This is a genomic window from Kitasatospora sp. NPDC001119 (assembly GCF_053598475.1).
The window spans coordinates 20759-34932 of the sequence record NZ_JBSFKI010000052.1 but is presented as its reverse complement, the minus strand read 5'-3'; the positions used below and the strand labels follow the sequence as shown (position 1 = coordinate 34932).

The following is a 14174-nucleotide window of genomic DNA, read 5'->3' as shown; positions in this document are numbered from 1 at the left end:
GTGGCAGCCAGCGACCGGGGGGCGGACAAGGCCTCCCGCGAGGAGGCCCTGCTGCGGGCCTCCCTCACCGCCATCGCGCCCGGTACCGCGCTTCGTGACGGTCTGGAGCGGGTCCTGCGGGCCAACACCGGCGGTCTGATCGTGCTGGGCTTCGACCGGACCGTCGAGTCCCTGTGCACCGGCGGCTTCGTCCTGGACGTCGAGTTCAGCGCCACCCGGCTGCGCGAGCTGTGCAAGCTGGACGGCGCGGTGGTGCTCGACAAGGACATCACCAAGATCGTCCGGGCCGGCGTGCACCTGATGCCGGACTCGACCATCCCGACCGACGAGACCGGCACCCGCCACCGCACCGCCGAGCGGGTCAACCGGCAGACGGGCTACCCGGTGGTCGCGGTCTCGCACTCGATGCGGCTGATCGCGATGTACGTCAACGGCACCCGCCGGGTGCTGGAGGACTCCACCACCGTCCTGTCCCGCGCCAACCAGGCGCTGGCCACCCTGGAGCGCTACAAGCTGCGCCTGGACGAGGTGGCCGGAACGCTCTCCGCGCTGGAGATCGAGGACCTGGTGACGGTCCGGGACGTCACCGCCGTGGCCCAGCGCCTGGAGATGGTCCGGCTGATCGCCACCGAGATCGCCGGCTACGTGCTGGAGCTCGGCATCGACGGCCGACTGCTCTCGCTCCAGCTGGACGAGCTGATCGCGGGCGTGGAGCCGGAGCGCGAGCTGGTCGCCCGGGACTACTTCCCGGAGCGGGCCGCCAAGAAGGGCCGGACGGTCACCGAGGTGCTGGCCGACCTGGAGGCGCTCACCCACGCCGAGCTGCTGGACCTCCAGACCGTCGCCAAGGCGCTCGGCTACTCGGGCTCGCCGGAGTCGCTGGACTCGGCCGTCTCGCCGCGCGGCTACCGCCTGCTGGCGAAGATCCCGCGCCTGCCCAACACGGTCATAGAGCGCCTGGTCGAGCACTTCGGCGGCCTCCAGAAGCTGCTCGCCGCGAGCATCGACGACCTGCAGACCGTCGAGGGCGTCGGCGAGACCCGCGCCCGCTCGGTCCGCGAGGGCCTGTCCCGCCTTGCCGAATCGTCCATCCTGGAGCGCTACGTCTGACCGGACGCGCCACCGTACGGACACCCGAACACCGCGACGGCCCCCGGGGGGAACCTCCCCGGGGGCCGTCGCACGTCCGCACCGCACCCCGGCCCGCCCCGCGCACCCCGCCCGCGTCCGCCCCCGCCCGCGTCCGCCGTCCGCCCCCGCCCGGCACCCCGGACACGGCGGAGCCCCCGGCCGAGCGACGGCCGGGGGCTCCGAGGGAAGGTGACCGGTTCTCAGCCGTCCAGCCGGATCGAGGCCCGCGCCGAGACCTTGTCCCCGGAGAGCCCGGTGAGCTCCGCGAGCACCACGTAGGTGCCGCTCGGCGGCGGCGTCTGGTCGGCGGTCGCGCACTGCGGCTTGCTGCGGCTGCGGTCCCAGGTGAAGGTCTCGGTCTGGTTGCCGTTCGCGCCGAGCTGCACCCAGATGCTGCCCTTGTCGGTCGGGCAGTCGCCGGAGGACCAGACTCGGTCGTTGTTGCTGCCGCTCACCGTGATCACGGAGGCGGTGCGGCCCAGGTCCACCCGGCAGTTGGTGCCGGAGGAGTTCTTGACCGTCAGGGCCAGCCGGGGCTTGTCCTTGGGCTGGTACGAGTTCTGGGTGCCGGCCAGCTCCAGCGCCACCTGCGAGGAGGCGCAGACCGGCAGCGCCATGACCTCGGGGGTGTTCACCGGCGGAGCGCCGCCGCCCGTACCGCCGGAGCCGCCCGTGCCGCCACCGGTGCCGCCGCCGGTCGCCGGCGCGGCGCCGCCCCCGGGGGCCGGGTTGGCCCCGCCGGCGCCGGTGCCGCCGCTGAGGTTGACCTCGGTGCCGCCACCGCCCGCCACCGGTCCGCCCCCGGAGCCGCCGCCCGGGCGCGCCGCGGGGCCGCTCGGTGAGGCGCCGGGCGTGATCGCCTGAGCCGGTGTCTGGTTCTGGGACTGGGAGGGAACGGCCTGTGCGGCGTTGCCCGGTGAGCCGCCGTCACCGCCCCCGCCCTGATCGATCATCAGCCAGGCGATCAGGGCGACGACCGCCGCGACGGCGACGAGCACGATGACGCGCCGACGCCAGTAGATCGAGGCCGGCAGTGGTCCGACGGGTTGACGCAGAGAAGGCACGACCAAACTCTACGAGACTGTGTGTGGCGATTGACTCACCAACACCGCACAGTCGCCCCTTCCTTCACATGATCCGCCATTTGATCCGTTCGAGCGAGCCCCAATCGGACGATTTCCGGTCGGTCCCCCGGTCGGTCCGGAGCAGACTGATCCACTTCGGCCCGGTCGGCGGGCATGGGAGGATCGAAGGGCCATGACTGCCATCACCACCCCTGCCACCGCCGCCGACGCCGCCCGGCCGCCGATGCCCCTGCCGCTGTTCCACTCGACCGTCCTGGACTGGTACGAGGCGAGCAAGCGGGACCTGCCCTGGCGGACCCCCGACGCCACGCCCTGGGCGGTCATGGTGAGCGAGTTCATGCTCCAGCAGACCCCGGTCAAGCGCGTGCTGCCCGCCTGGGAGGCCTGGCTCACCCGCTGGCCGACCCCAGCCGACCTCGCCGCCGACGCGCCCGGCGAGGCGGTCCGGATGTGGGGCCGGCTGGGCTACCCGCGCCGGGCGCTGCGCTTGCACGCGGCCGCGGTGGCGATCACCGAGCAGCACGACGGCGAGGTCCCGGACGACCACGCCACCCTGCTCTCGCTGCCCGGCGTGGGGGAGTACACCGCCGCCGCCGTCGCCTCCTTCGCCTTCCGCCAGCGGCACGTGGTGCTGGACACCAACGTCCGCCGGGTCTTCGCCCGCGCGGTGACCGGCGTCGAGTACCCGGCCCAGGCCACCACCGCCGCCGAGCGCCGCACCGCCACCGCGCTGCTGCCGGACGACGCCGAGACGGCCGCCACCTGGGCGGTCGGCGTGATGGAGCTGGGCGCGCTGGTCTGCACCGCCCGCGGCCCGGAGTGCGGGGACTGCCCGCTGTTCACCACCTGCGCCTGGCAGCGGGCCGGCCGCCCGCCGTACGAGGGACCGGCCCGGCGCGGCCAGTCCTACGAGGGGACGGACCGCCAGGTGCGCGGCAAGCTGCTCGCGGTGCTGCGCGAGGCGCACGGGACGGTGCCGCAGGCCCGGCTGGACGCGGTCTGGCCGGACTCGGTGCAGCGGGCCCGGGCGCTGGACGGCCTGGTGGCGGACGGCCTGGTCGAGCCGGTCGAGCAGGGCGTCTACCGGCTGCCCCAGTAGGCGGCGGAACACGAGGGCGCCCCCGGGAGAGGACCTCCCGGGGGCGCCCTCGTGCGCGGGGACCGTCAGACGGCCGCCGCCTCCAGCGAGGCCTCGGCCGGAGCCTCGCCCTTGCCGGTGCCGCGCAGCGGCACCTCGCGGAGGAACACCGCCGCGGCGATCGCGATCACGGCCACCCCGGCGCCCCACAGGAAGACGGTGTGCATGCCGTTGGACACCGCGTGGTGGTAGGCGTCCTGGACGGGCGCGGGCAGTGCGCGCATCGCGGCCGGGCTCATCTGGCCCGGGTCCTTCGCGCCGCCCGCCGAGGCCTGCTCGCCGAGCCGCTCCTTCATGGTGTCGGCCACCCGGTTGTTGAACAGCGCGCCGAACAGCGCGACGCCGAAGGAGCCGCCGATGGTGCGGAACAGGGTGGCGGTGGAGCTGGCCACGCCCATGTCCTTGAGCTCGACGCTGTTCTGCGCGACCAGCATGGTGATCTGCATCAGGAAGCCCATGCCGGCGCCGAGCACGACCATCCAGCAGGCCGAGGTGAAGCTGCTGGTCCCGACGCCCATGGTGGAGAGCAGGATCATGCCACCGGTCATCACGATGGTGCCGATGATCGGGTAGATCCGGTACTTCCCGGTCTTGGTGACGGCCTGGCCGACCACCAGCGAGATCACCAGCATGCCGAACATCATCGGCATCAGCAGCAGGCCGGAGTTGGTCGCCGAGGCGCCCTGGACGATCTGCTGGTAGAGCGGCAGGAAGACGGTCGAGCCGAACATCACGAAGCCGACGATGAAGCCGATGATCGAGACCAGGGTGAAGTTCAGGTTGCGGAACAGGCTCAGCGGGAGCATCGGCTCCTCGACCCGCTGCTCCACGTAGCAGAAGGCGATCAGCGAGGCGGCGGAGAGCGCGGCCAGGCCGAGGATCTCCTTGGAGCCCCAGGCGTACTGCTGGCCGCCCCAGGTGGTGATCAGCACCAGCGAGGTGATGCCGACGGTGAGCAGGATGGCGCCCAGGTAGTCGATCTTGGCGGTGCTGCGGACCTTCGGCAGCTTCAGGGTGACGACGACAACGGCGAGTGCGACGACGCCGAGCGGCAGGTTGATGTAGAAGGTCCAGTGCCAGCTCAGGTGGTCGGTGATGAAGCCGCCGACCAGCGGGCCGCCGATGGTGGCGAGGGCCATCACCGCGGCGAACATGCCCTGGTACTTGCCGCGGTCGCGCGGCGGGACGAGCGCGCCCATGATCGACATGACGCCGACCATCAGTCCGCCGGCGCCCAGGCCCTGCACGGCGCGGAAGCCGATCAGCTCGTTCATGTTCTGCGACAGGCCGGACAGCGCCGAGCCCACCAGGAAGATCACGATCGAGGTGAGGAAGGTGCCCTTGCGGCCGTACATGTCGCCGAGCTTGCCCCAGATCGGGGTGGAGGCGGCGGTCGCCAGGGTGTACGCGGTGACCACCCAGGACAGGTGCTCGGCACCGCCGAGGTCGCCGACGATGGTCGGCATCGCGGTGCCGACGATCAGGTTGTCGAGCATGGCCAGCAGCATGGTAACGACCAGGCCGACCATCACGAGGCGGATCTCGCGGGGCGACCGCGGCTGCTCCTCCTCGGTCGTCTTGTCCTCCGGCACCGGGCCGGCGGTCTTGGACTGTGACATGAGGTGGGGTCTCCCGGAGGGTGGTTCGGACGGAGCGTCGTGCCGTGCGGCGGCTCACTTACTTGTCGCCCGGCTAGTTTATCGACCGTCGGCACGGTAGGTTGTTTCCTAGCCGGTCGTCAAGCCAGTTTCCCGACCGGCCTTCTGGGCAGGGAGAATGGGCCCGGGGCGGACACCGCTCCGGGGTCCGCAGTAGTCACCGACGCAGTCATGAGGCAGGCCATGGGCACTCCGCACAGCCCCCGCAGCGACACCCGGGCTCGCATCATCGAGGTGTCACTGGAGCTCTTCGCCGAGCAGGGCTACGAGCAGACCTCACTGCGCGAGATCGCCGACCGCCTGGGCGTCACCAAGGCCGCGCTCTACTACCACTTCAAGACCAAGGACGACATCGTCCTGGGCATCGTCGAGCGGATGGCCGCGCCGATCGACGAGTCCATCGCGTGGGGCCGCAAGCAGGCCTGGAGCCCGGAGATGCGCGACGAGCTGATCCGCCGCTTCGCGGACGGGATGGCCGAGCGGGCCCCGCTGCTGCGCTTCTTCCACGAGAACCAGCCCGCGCTGCGCGAGTCCCCGGCCGGGCTGGCCTTCCGGGACCGCATGATCACCATGATGCAGCTGGTGCACGGGCCGGGGGCGGACTTCCACGACCGGCTGCGGGCCGCGATGGCGCTGTTCACCGTCCACTCGTCGCTGTTCCTGCTCAAGCAGGACAAGGCGGACTGCGGCCACACCCCGAACGTGTGGGGCGAGCAGCCGCCCCCCGCCGGCCTGGACGAGGCGATCGGGGCGGCCCGGGACATCGCGCTGGAGATCGGCGCCGGGATCAGCCACCCCGCCCGCACCACCGGCTGAGGGCGCCGGTCCCGCAGGGCCCGGCGCCCGGGGCGGCTCAGAAGTCCGTGACGCCGTGCCCCGCCAGGTACGCGATCGGGTTGACCACCGCGCCGTAGCGGTTGCTGGTGCGGATCTCGAAGTGCAGGTGCGGGCCGGTCGAGTTGCCGGTGCTCCCGGACAGCCCGATCCGCTCGCCCGCGGACACCCGCTGGCCCGCCGAGACGGTGACCGAGGACATGTGGGCGTACTGCGCGAAGTGCCCGTCCGCCAGCCGCAGCACGACCTCCTTGCCGTACGCGCCGTCCCAGCCGGCCGACACCACGCTCGCGTCGCCGACCGCCAGCAGCGGTGTGCCCGGGGAGACCGCGAAGTCCACCCCGGTGTGGTACCCGGCGGCGTAGCTGCGGTTGGCCTTCCCGTACGGGTTGCTGGTCGGCGCGTTCGGCACCGGCGCCGACCACCCGGGAGTCGGTGCGGGCCCGGGCTCCGGCGCGGGTCCGGCCTCCGGGGCCGGCTCGTCGGCGGGCTCCGGCTCCGGCTCCGGTGCCGGCGGTTCGAACGGCAGCAGGTTGGGCGCCACCGTCACGAACTCCTGTGCCGAGTCGCCGTCGTCGGGCAGCTTGTACGGGCTGGGGCCGGCCACTTGGACCAGACCCGCGCTCGGCACCTCCGCCCGCGGCACGGTGAAGGCCGAGCTGCCCGGCGTGGTGGGCCGTACGGTCTGCGCCGAGGCCGTGCCCGGGGTGGCCACCAGCAGCACGCCGGCGAGCAGGGTGGCGACCGCTCCGGCCGAGGCCAGCGCGTGGTCGTGCTCGGCTCGCTGACGGCTGCCGGGCAGGGTGGTGTGCCGGGGCGCCCCGAGGGCGCGCAGCGGCGCGGCCTGGGTGCGGACGGCGTGGCCGATCCGGGGCTGCCAGACGGCGGCCCGGGCCGCCGCCTGGGCGGCGAGCCGGCGCAGGGCCGGCCCCACGGGTGGGACGGTGGACATCTGCCGTACCTCACGGATCGTACGAGGGCAGCACGAAGCGCCCGTTCGGGCGCGTGCTGAGCGGGGGACCACTCAGGTGTAACGGTCACCGGGCGGAGTCCCAAACGCGGTGATGTACTACGGCGTGTAGTCATCGTGGCGCCGGAGATTCAAACCGACGGAGCAATGATCATGAGATCGGATCGCCCATGACCGCTCCGGGCCGTCCACCGCTTCCCCGGCCCCGCTACTACCGCCGGTCGTACCGTGCCGGAGGCCTGTGACCAGCACCACGCGCGGCCGGGGTTTCGCGGGCTCGAACCGCTTTCCGTCCGCACCGCTGACCGGTCCGGCCCGCTGCGGGACCATCGAGCCATGTATGGCAACAGGAGCGAAGACACCGACGCCGGTGACCGCCCGAGCCTGCCGGACCGCCGCTTCGCCGCCCTGCGCGGCTGCGAGCGACTGCTGTCCGGGGCCCGGCCGCAGAGCATCCGCGAACGCCTCGCCGACCTGGCCGGCCCGCCGCCGGGCGCCGCCCCCGACCCGGACGGAGCACCCGACCTGGACGGCCGCCCGGACCAGTACGGCGACGGCGTGGTCCGCACCCTGGAGCACCGGGTCGCCGAGCTGCTTGGCACCGAGGACGCGGCCTTCTTCCCGACCGGCACGATGGCCCAGCAGATCGCCCTGCGGATCCACGCCGAGGCCGCCGGGTGCCGCACCGTGGTCACCCACCCGCTGGCCCACACCGACCGGCACGAGCGGCACGCGCTCGGCGTGCTGACCGGGCTGCGCAGCCTCTGGCCGACCGACGAGCCGCGCCAGCCCACCGCCGAGGAGCTGCGCGCCCTGGACGAGCCCTACGCCGCGCTGAGCCTGGAGCTGCCGCTGCGCGACGCCGGGTTCGTGCTGCCCGGCTGGCCGGAGCTGGTGGAGCTGGCCGCGGTGGTGCGGGAGGAGCACGGCGCGGCGCTGCACCTGGACGGCGCCCGGATCTGGGAGTCCGCGGTCGCCCTCGGCCGGCCGCTGCCGGAGCTCGCCGGCCTGGCCGACTCGGTCTACGTCTCCTTCTACAAGACGCTCGGCGGGATCAGCGGCGCCGCGCTGGCCGGCCCGGGCGGCTTCGTCCGCACCGCCCGGGCCTGGCGGCACCGCTACGGCGGCCAGCTCTACCAGCAGTGGCCGTTCGCGCTCGCCGCGCTGGCCGGGCTGGAGCGCGAACTGCCGCGGCTGGCCGGGTACGTGGCGCACGCCCGGACGATCGCCGGGGCGCTGGCCCGGGCGTTCGCCGCCGTCCCCGGCGCCCGGGTCCACCCGGCCCCGCCGCACACCCACCAGTTCCAGCTCTGGCTGCCGTACCCGGTCGGGGAGTTGGAGGAGGCCGGGCTGGGGCTGGCCGAGGACACCGGGATCGGGCTGTTCGGCGCCTGGCGCGCGGGCGGGCCGCCGGGGCTGTCGGTGACCGAGGTCACGGTCGCCGCGTCCGCCCTCGACTGGACCGCCGCCGACGTCGCGGTGGCGGCCGCCGCCTTCCTGGACCGGCTGCCGGCCGTCCGGGCCTGACAAAGCGTCCGGCCCGCCCCCGCGCGCTGCGGGGACGGGCCGGACGTGGAGTTGTCAGAGCTGCCTGGTCACAGGCCGATCGCTACCCGGGGGGCGACGATCAGAAGTTGTCGACCGGGCGGACCCGGATCCAGGTCTCCAGGTAGTTCGAGGACTCGTTCTCGACCTCGATGCTGGTCCCGGTCTTCGGGACGTTGACACCGCTGTACGGGTTGTCCTTGTTCCACCACGACTTCAGGTCGTTGAACTCGTCGACGCCCTTGGCCTTCGGGATGACGGTCTCGACGCCGGCCTTGTGCAGGGTCAGACCGGAGGTGCGGCGCGAGCCGAAGGTGGAGTCGTAGCCCTGCATGCGCGGACGCATCAGGGTGCCGTCGGTCCACTTCAGCGGAGCCGGGTGCGAGTCGACCGGCAGGATCAGGCCCTGGCCCGGGTGGGCGCTGACGTTGTTGTCGGTCTGCGACTCGTCCCAGTACCAGATCAGCAGGCCGGGCTGGTACGAGTAGTGCTCGACCCAGTTCGGCTTGTCGGCGAAGCCGAAGTTGTACGGGCCGGTCTTCAGGGTCTGGTCGAAGGACACGTACTGCCGGTTCTCCGCGATGTAGTACTGCGCGTAGTCCTTGGTGTACGAGCCGCCGAAGCGGGAGAACCCGTCGGCCACCCAGCCGTTGTCACCGTTCTCGACGTCGTCGCTGAACACGGTGGCGCCGTCGGCGACGACCGCGATGTTGTCCAGCGTCAGGCCGCGGAAGTGCAGGCCGCCGTCGGTGGTGTTGTGGTAGCGGAACTTGACCTTCTGGCCCGCGTAGGCGTCCAGGTTGAAGGACAGGTCGCCCCAGGCGGCCACCTGGCCGCTGATGGCCGGACGGCCGTTCTCGCGCGGCAGCGCGGTCCCGTTCCAGGTGCCGTCGACGACGGTCCAGGTCTTGCCGCCGTCGGTGGAGACCTCGCCGAACGCGTAGTCGAAGTCCTGCTCCAGCTCGTACCAGGCCTTGGCGTTGATGCTGGCCTTGGTCTTGCCGGTCAGGTCGATGTCACGGGTGAGCGTGACGTTCAGGTTGTCGGCGCTGCCGCTCCACCACTCACCGGTGCCGCCGAACGGCTTGTTGATCTCGGTGGTGATGCTCTTCTTCGGCAGGTCGACGATCAGACCCTGCGGCAGGTTGCTGTTGTACTCCGCCGGGCCGATGTGGTGGGTCGACTCGGTGCCCGCCTTGGCGTGGTCGGCCTTCAGCCAGCCCAGCTTGTACTTGCTCCAGGCGTCGAGGTCGTTCGGCATGTCGCCGATGCTGTCCTTGCCCTCGCCGAGCCAGGAACCGGAGGACATCAGCGACCAGAAGCCGACCGAGTTGTCGATGCCCTTGCCGGCGGTGTCGTAGAGGTCCGGCAGACCGAGGTCGTGGCCGTACTCGTGGGCGAAGACGCCGAGGCCGCCGTTCTCCGGCTGCATCGTGTAGTCGCCGATCCACAGGCCGCTGTTGCCGACCTGGACGCCGCCGAGCTTGTTGCCCTCGGGACCGGCCGTGCCCTGCAGGTTGCCGTAGACGTACGAGCGGTGCGCCCACAGGGCCTTGCTGCCCTGCTTGCCGCCACCGGCCGACTTGTCCTCGCCGGCGTGCACGATCTGGAAGTGGTCGATGTACCCGTCGGGCTGGTTGAAGTTCCCGTCGTGGTGCGAACCGTAGCGGTCCCACTGGTCGTACTGGGCCAGCGTGGCCTTGATCTGGGCCTCGGTCTGGCCCTTGGCCTGCTGGTCCTTGTACCAGATGTCCACGGCGTCGCGGATCAGGTCCTGGGCGCTGGCGCAGACGTTGGAGCCGCAGTAGTCGGAGCCGTACCGGGCCTCGTTCCACGGCACCCGGACCCAGTCCGAGACCACGCCGTCGACCGAGTAGCGGCCCGAGGACTGCTTCTCGTAGTAGGTCTTCAGCGAGGGCTTGTCCTTGGCGAAGTACAGGTCCTGGTAGTGCTGCTGGTTGTAGTCGGCCTGCCACTCGGTCGAGTTGTTGGTGGCCGGGTCCGGCTTCTCGATCTCGTTGTGCTTGGGGCCGGCCTCGCCGCCGTACTTGACCTTGCCGTCCGGCGTCTTGGTGGTGTTGTCCACCTGGTCACCGAAGTCGACCAGGATGGTGAAGATCTTGTCCGTGCGCTCGCGAGCGAGCTCGACGTACTTGTCCTTGCCGAGCTTCACGCTGGTGCTGCCGTTGTGCTGCTCGACCTCGGCGGTGCCGTTGAGGAGCTTCTCGGTGGCGGCCTTCTGCTCCGCCTCCACCTTCGCGGTCAGCGGACCCGGAAGGTTGTGCTCGGTGTTCTGGACGGCGTCGGCCGGGTCCCGCGGGACCGGGGCCGAGCCGGCGGCGACGGCGGAGGCCGGGAACAGGCCCGTGCCGAGCGCGACTATGACCGCTGCGGCCGTGGCAGCCGCAGCGGTTCTCCTGGTGTTCTTCAACGTTGTGACGTCCTCCCCGACCAGGGCCCAGCTCTTGGCCAAAGCCCGGCAAACCAAAATGAAAGACAGGTGGACGTCATTTGATCCAAGCGTGCACGGAAAAGATAGACCTTGACCATGACATGGTCACGGCGCTATCCTCCGCGACTTCCCATCATCTGACCGCCTGTCAACCGTATGTTCGTGAAAGGTCGGTGAGAAACCGAGCGCACCCGCACCAGCCAGCGCGGGGGCCAGCCGACCCGGCCCGCACCGGCGCGGGCGGCGGCGGGAGCGAACGCACCGAGCCCCCGGCGTCAACGCCGGGGGCTCGGTGGCTGTGAAGTTGTCTGTTAAAAGTTGGGTTACTTCGTCAGGTCCGGACCGGACGAGGCGACCGCGGCCGGGGTGTCCGCGACGGCCGACTTCTCCTCGCCGCGGAAGGTGAACTTGGCTTCCTTGCCCTCGCCCTCGACGTCGACGACGACGATGTGGCCGGCCCGCAGCTCGCCGAAGAGGATCTTCTCGGAGAGGTGGTCCTCGATCTCGCGCTGGATGGTGCGGCGCAGCGGACGGGCACCCAGGATCGGGTCGTAGCCGCGCTTGGCCAGCAGCTTCTTGGCCTCGACGCTGAGCTCCAGGCCCATGTCCTTGTCCTTGAGCCGCTCGTCCACCTTGTCGATCATGAGGTCGACGATCTGGATGATGTCTTCCTCGGACAGCTGGTGGAACACCACGATGTCGTCGACACGGTTCAGGAACTCGGGGCGGAAGTGCTGCTTGAGCTCCTCGCCGACCTTCGCCTTCATCCGCTCGTACCCGGTCTGGGTGTCACCCGCGGCCGCGAAGCCGAGGTTGAAGCCCTTCGAGATGTCCCGGGTGCCGAGGTTGGTCGTCATGATGATGACGGTGTTCTTGAAGTCGACCACGCGGCCCTGGGAGTCGGTCAGGCGACCGTCCTCCAGGATCTGCAGCAGCGAGTTGAAGATGTCCGGGTGGGCCTTCTCGACCTCGTCGAAGAGGACGACCGAGAACGGCTTGCGGCGGACCTTCTCGGTCAGCTGGCCGCCCTCCTCGTAGCCCACGTAGCCGGGCGGGGAGCCGAACAGCCGGGAGACGGTGTGCTTCTCGGAGAACTCGGACATGTCGAGCGCGATCAGCGCGTCCTCGTCGCCGAACAGGAACTCCGCCAGCGTCTTGGACAGCTCGGTCTTACCGACACCGGACGGGCCGGCGAAGATGAACGAACCGCCGGGGCGCTTCGGGTCCTTGAGGCCCGCACGGGTGCGCCGGATGGCCTGGGAGAGCGCCTTGATGGCGTCCTTCTGGCCGATGACGCGCTTGTGCAGCTCGTCCTCCATGCGCAGCAGGCGGGACGTCTCCTCCTCGGTCAGCTTGAAGACCGGGATGCCGGTGGCGGTGGCCAGGACCTCGGCGATGAGCTCCTCGTTGACCTCCGCGACGACGTCCATGTCGCCGGCCTTCCACTCCTTCTCGCGCTTGGCCTTGGCCTGCAGGAGCTGCTTCTCGTCGTCGCGCAGGGACGCGGCCTTCTCGAAGTCCTGCGCGTCGATCGCGCTCTCCTTCTCGCGGCGCACGTCGGCGATCTTCTCGTCGAACTCGCGCAGGTCCGGCGGCGCGGTCATCCGGCGGATGCGCATTCGGGAGCCGGCCTCGTCGATCAGGTCGATCGCCTTGTCCGGCAGGAAGCGGTCCGAGATGTACCGGTCGGCCAGGGTGGCGGCGGCGACCAGGGCGGAGTCCGTGATGGAGACCCGGTGGTGGGCCTCGTAGCGGTCGCGCAGACCCTTGAGGATCTCGATGGTGTGGGGCAGCGAGGGCTCGGCGACCTGGATCGGCTGGAAGCGGCGCTCCAGCGCGGCGTCCTTCTCCAGGTGCTTGCGGTACTCGTCCAGGGTGGTGGCACCGATGGTCTGCAGCTCGCCACGGGCCAGCATCGGCTTGAGGATGCTGGCGGCGTCGATGGCGCCCTCGGCGGCGCCCGCGCCGACCAGGGTGTGCAGCTCGTCGATGAACAGGATGATGTCGCCGCGGGTGCGGATCTCCTTGAGCACCTTCTTCAGGCGCTCCTCGAAGTCACCGCGGTAGCGCGAGCCGGCCACCAGGGCGCCCAGGTCCAGCGTGTAGAGCTGCTTGTCCTTGAGCGTCTCCGGGACCTCGCCCTTGACGATCGCCTGGGCCAGGCCCTCGACCACGGCGGTCTTGCCGACGCCGGGCTCACCGATCAGCACCGGGTTGTTCTTGGTGCGGCGGGACAGCACCTGCATGACCCGCTCGATCTCCTTCTCGCGCCCGATGACCGGGTCGAGCTTGGCCTCGCGGGCGGCCTGGGTGAGGTTGCGGCCGAACTGGTCCAGGACCAGCGAGGTCGACGGGGTGCCCTCGGCGGGCCCGCCGGCCGTGGCCGACTCCTTGCCGCCGCCGGTCTGGTAGCCGGAGAGCAGCTGGATGACCTGCTGGCGCACCCGGTTGAGGTCGGCGCCCAGCTTCACCAGGACCTGGGCGGCGACGCCCTCGCCCTCGCGGATCAGGCCGAGCAGGATGTGCTCGGTGCCGATGTAGTTGTGGCCGAGCTGAAGGGCCTCGCGGAGCGAGAGCTCCAGGACCTTCTTCGCCCGGGGGGTGAAGGGAATGTGACCGGACGGGGCCTGCTGGCCCTGGCCGATGATCTCCTCGACCTGCTGGCGAACGGCCTCAAGAGAAATCCCGAGGCTCTCCAGGGCCTTGGCGGCGACGCCCTCGCCCTCGTGGATCAGACCCAGGAGGATGTGCTCGGTGCCGATGTAGTTGTGGTTGAGCATCCGGGCTTCTTCCTGAGCCAGGACGACAACCCGCCGCGCGCGGTCGGTGAACCTCTCGAACATCGTTTATCGCTCCTCAGAGCGGTCGGGCAGTTCGGGGTCCGTCCCCGCCCTGTCCTTCCGCATGCTAGTCCCGCTCAGCGGCGCGGCCCACGGATTCACTCCCCGGTAGAGGAGCGAGATGCTGCGCGACCAGCCGACACCAATCCCAACCTGGTGTTGGGAAACGGTGTTCCCACAGGTGGGCCGGATGCACCGGATTCCGCTACGCCATCGGCGAACACGTGCCGCCGACGCCGCCGCCGGAACCCCTCCGGCCGGTCGCACATACTGCCCCTGGACGGGCCGAAGAACCCGTCCACCTGCATTCATACCCGGTATCGGGGCGGTTCTCGCGCAGTTTCCGCGGTGGCGGTGTTCGCCTGGCGAGAAGTCGGGCCGCGGTGACGGCGGTTCGACGGCGGACGGGGTGCCGGGCACGTCGCCCCGGTGTCGTCCGCGTTGCCGCTTCGCCCCTACAGCGTCGCACGGCCCGTGATTGTTCCGCCGCCCGAGCCGCTACCCGAGCCGGTGCCCGAGCC

The 14174-nt window shown here is 71.1% G+C and carries 9 protein-coding genes; 4 read left to right on the top strand and 5 right to left on the bottom strand.

Annotated features, from left to right (window positions below):
- Positions 1–51 precede the first annotated feature (51 nt).
- Positions 52–1110, top strand: a complete 1059-nt coding sequence (disA, locus tag ACWDD9_RS39130; RefSeq protein ID WP_049659060.1) for a DNA integrity scanning diadenylate cyclase DisA — start codon at positions 52–54, stop codon at positions 1108–1110.
- Positions 1111–1331: 221 nt separating this feature from the next.
- Here the strand turns inward: disA and ACWDD9_RS39125 are convergent, their stop codons facing one another.
- Positions 1332–2195 (bottom strand): hypothetical protein, encoded by an 864-nt coding sequence (locus ACWDD9_RS39125; RefSeq protein ID WP_074001711.1) that lies wholly within the window; start codon positions 2193–2195, stop codon positions 1332–1334.
- Between the two features lie 193 nt (positions 2196–2388).
- Here ACWDD9_RS39125 and ACWDD9_RS39120 point away from each other — a divergent pair, with 193 nt between their 5' ends.
- Positions 2389–3315 carry an HhH-GPD family protein gene (locus ACWDD9_RS39120; RefSeq protein WP_375877324.1) on the top strand — a complete coding sequence of 309 codons (927 nt, stop codon included), beginning with the start codon at positions 2389–2391 and terminating at the stop codon, positions 3313–3315.
- Positions 3316–3380: 65 nt separating this feature from the next.
- Here the strand turns inward: ACWDD9_RS39120 and ACWDD9_RS39115 are convergent, their stop codons facing one another.
- A complete protein-coding gene (locus ACWDD9_RS39115) occupies positions 3381–4973 on the bottom strand; it encodes an MDR family MFS transporter (RefSeq protein WP_387967213.1) in 1593 nt (530 codons plus the stop codon).
- Positions 4974–5195: 222 nt separating this feature from the next.
- Between ACWDD9_RS39115 and ACWDD9_RS39110 the strand changes: the two genes are divergently transcribed.
- A complete protein-coding gene (locus ACWDD9_RS39110; RefSeq protein WP_053112112.1) occupies positions 5196–5828 on the top strand; it encodes a TetR/AcrR family transcriptional regulator in 633 nt (210 codons plus the stop codon).
- 37 nt (positions 5829–5865) lie between these two features.
- Here ACWDD9_RS39110 and ACWDD9_RS39105 read toward each other — a convergent pair whose 3' ends face one another.
- Positions 5866–6798: a M23 family metallopeptidase gene (locus tag ACWDD9_RS39105; protein ID WP_449814233.1), complete on the bottom strand. Its 933-nt coding sequence runs from the start codon at positions 6796–6798 to the stop codon at positions 5866–5868.
- 354 nt (positions 6799–7152) lie between these two features.
- On the opposite strand from ACWDD9_RS39105, the gene ACWDD9_RS39100 reads away from it, so the two are divergent.
- Entirely contained in the window at positions 7153–8343 is a 1191-nt protein-coding gene (locus tag ACWDD9_RS39100) for a threonine aldolase family protein (protein WP_449814232.1), read from the top strand.
- Between the two features lie 100 nt (positions 8344–8443).
- Here ACWDD9_RS39100 and ACWDD9_RS39095 read toward each other — a convergent pair whose 3' ends face one another.
- Both ACWDD9_RS39095 and ACWDD9_RS39090 read right to left on the bottom strand, forming a co-directional pair.
- Positions 8444–10792, bottom strand: a complete 2349-nt coding sequence (locus tag ACWDD9_RS39095) for an immune inhibitor A domain-containing protein (protein WP_049652524.1) — start codon at positions 10790–10792, stop codon at positions 8444–8446.
- A 344-nt stretch (positions 10793–11136) separates the two neighbouring features.
- The gene (locus ACWDD9_RS39090; protein WP_049652522.1) at positions 11137–13656 is read right to left on the bottom strand and encodes an ATP-dependent Clp protease ATP-binding subunit; all 2520 of its coding nucleotides are present in this window, start codon (positions 13654–13656) and stop codon (positions 11137–11139) included.
- Positions 13657–14174 lie beyond the last annotated feature (518 nt).

What these genes read in the sequence shown, in the direction of transcription:
- ACWDD9_RS39120 (WP_375877324.1), top strand. Translation starts at nt 2,389, where the DNA reads ATGACTGCCATCACCACCCCTGCCACCGCCGCCGACGCCGCCCGGCCG.
- ACWDD9_RS39115 (WP_387967213.1), bottom strand. Translation starts at nt 4,973, where the DNA reads ATGTCACAGTCCAAGACCGCCGGCCCGGTGCCGGAGGACAAGACGACC.
- ACWDD9_RS39110 (WP_053112112.1), top strand. Translation starts at nt 5,196, where the DNA reads ATGGGCACTCCGCACAGCCCCCGCAGCGACACCCGGGCTCGCATCATC.
- ACWDD9_RS39105 (WP_449814233.1), bottom strand. Translation starts at nt 6,798, where the DNA reads ATGTCCACCGTCCCACCCGTGGGGCCGGCCCTGCGCCGGCTCGCCGCC.
- ACWDD9_RS39100 (WP_449814232.1), top strand. Translation starts at nt 7,153, where the DNA reads ATGTATGGCAACAGGAGCGAAGACACCGACGCCGGTGACCGCCCGAGC.
- ACWDD9_RS39090 (WP_049652522.1), bottom strand. Translation starts at nt 13,656, where the DNA reads ATGTTCGAGAGGTTCACCGACCGCGCGCGGCGGGTTGTCGTCCTGGCT.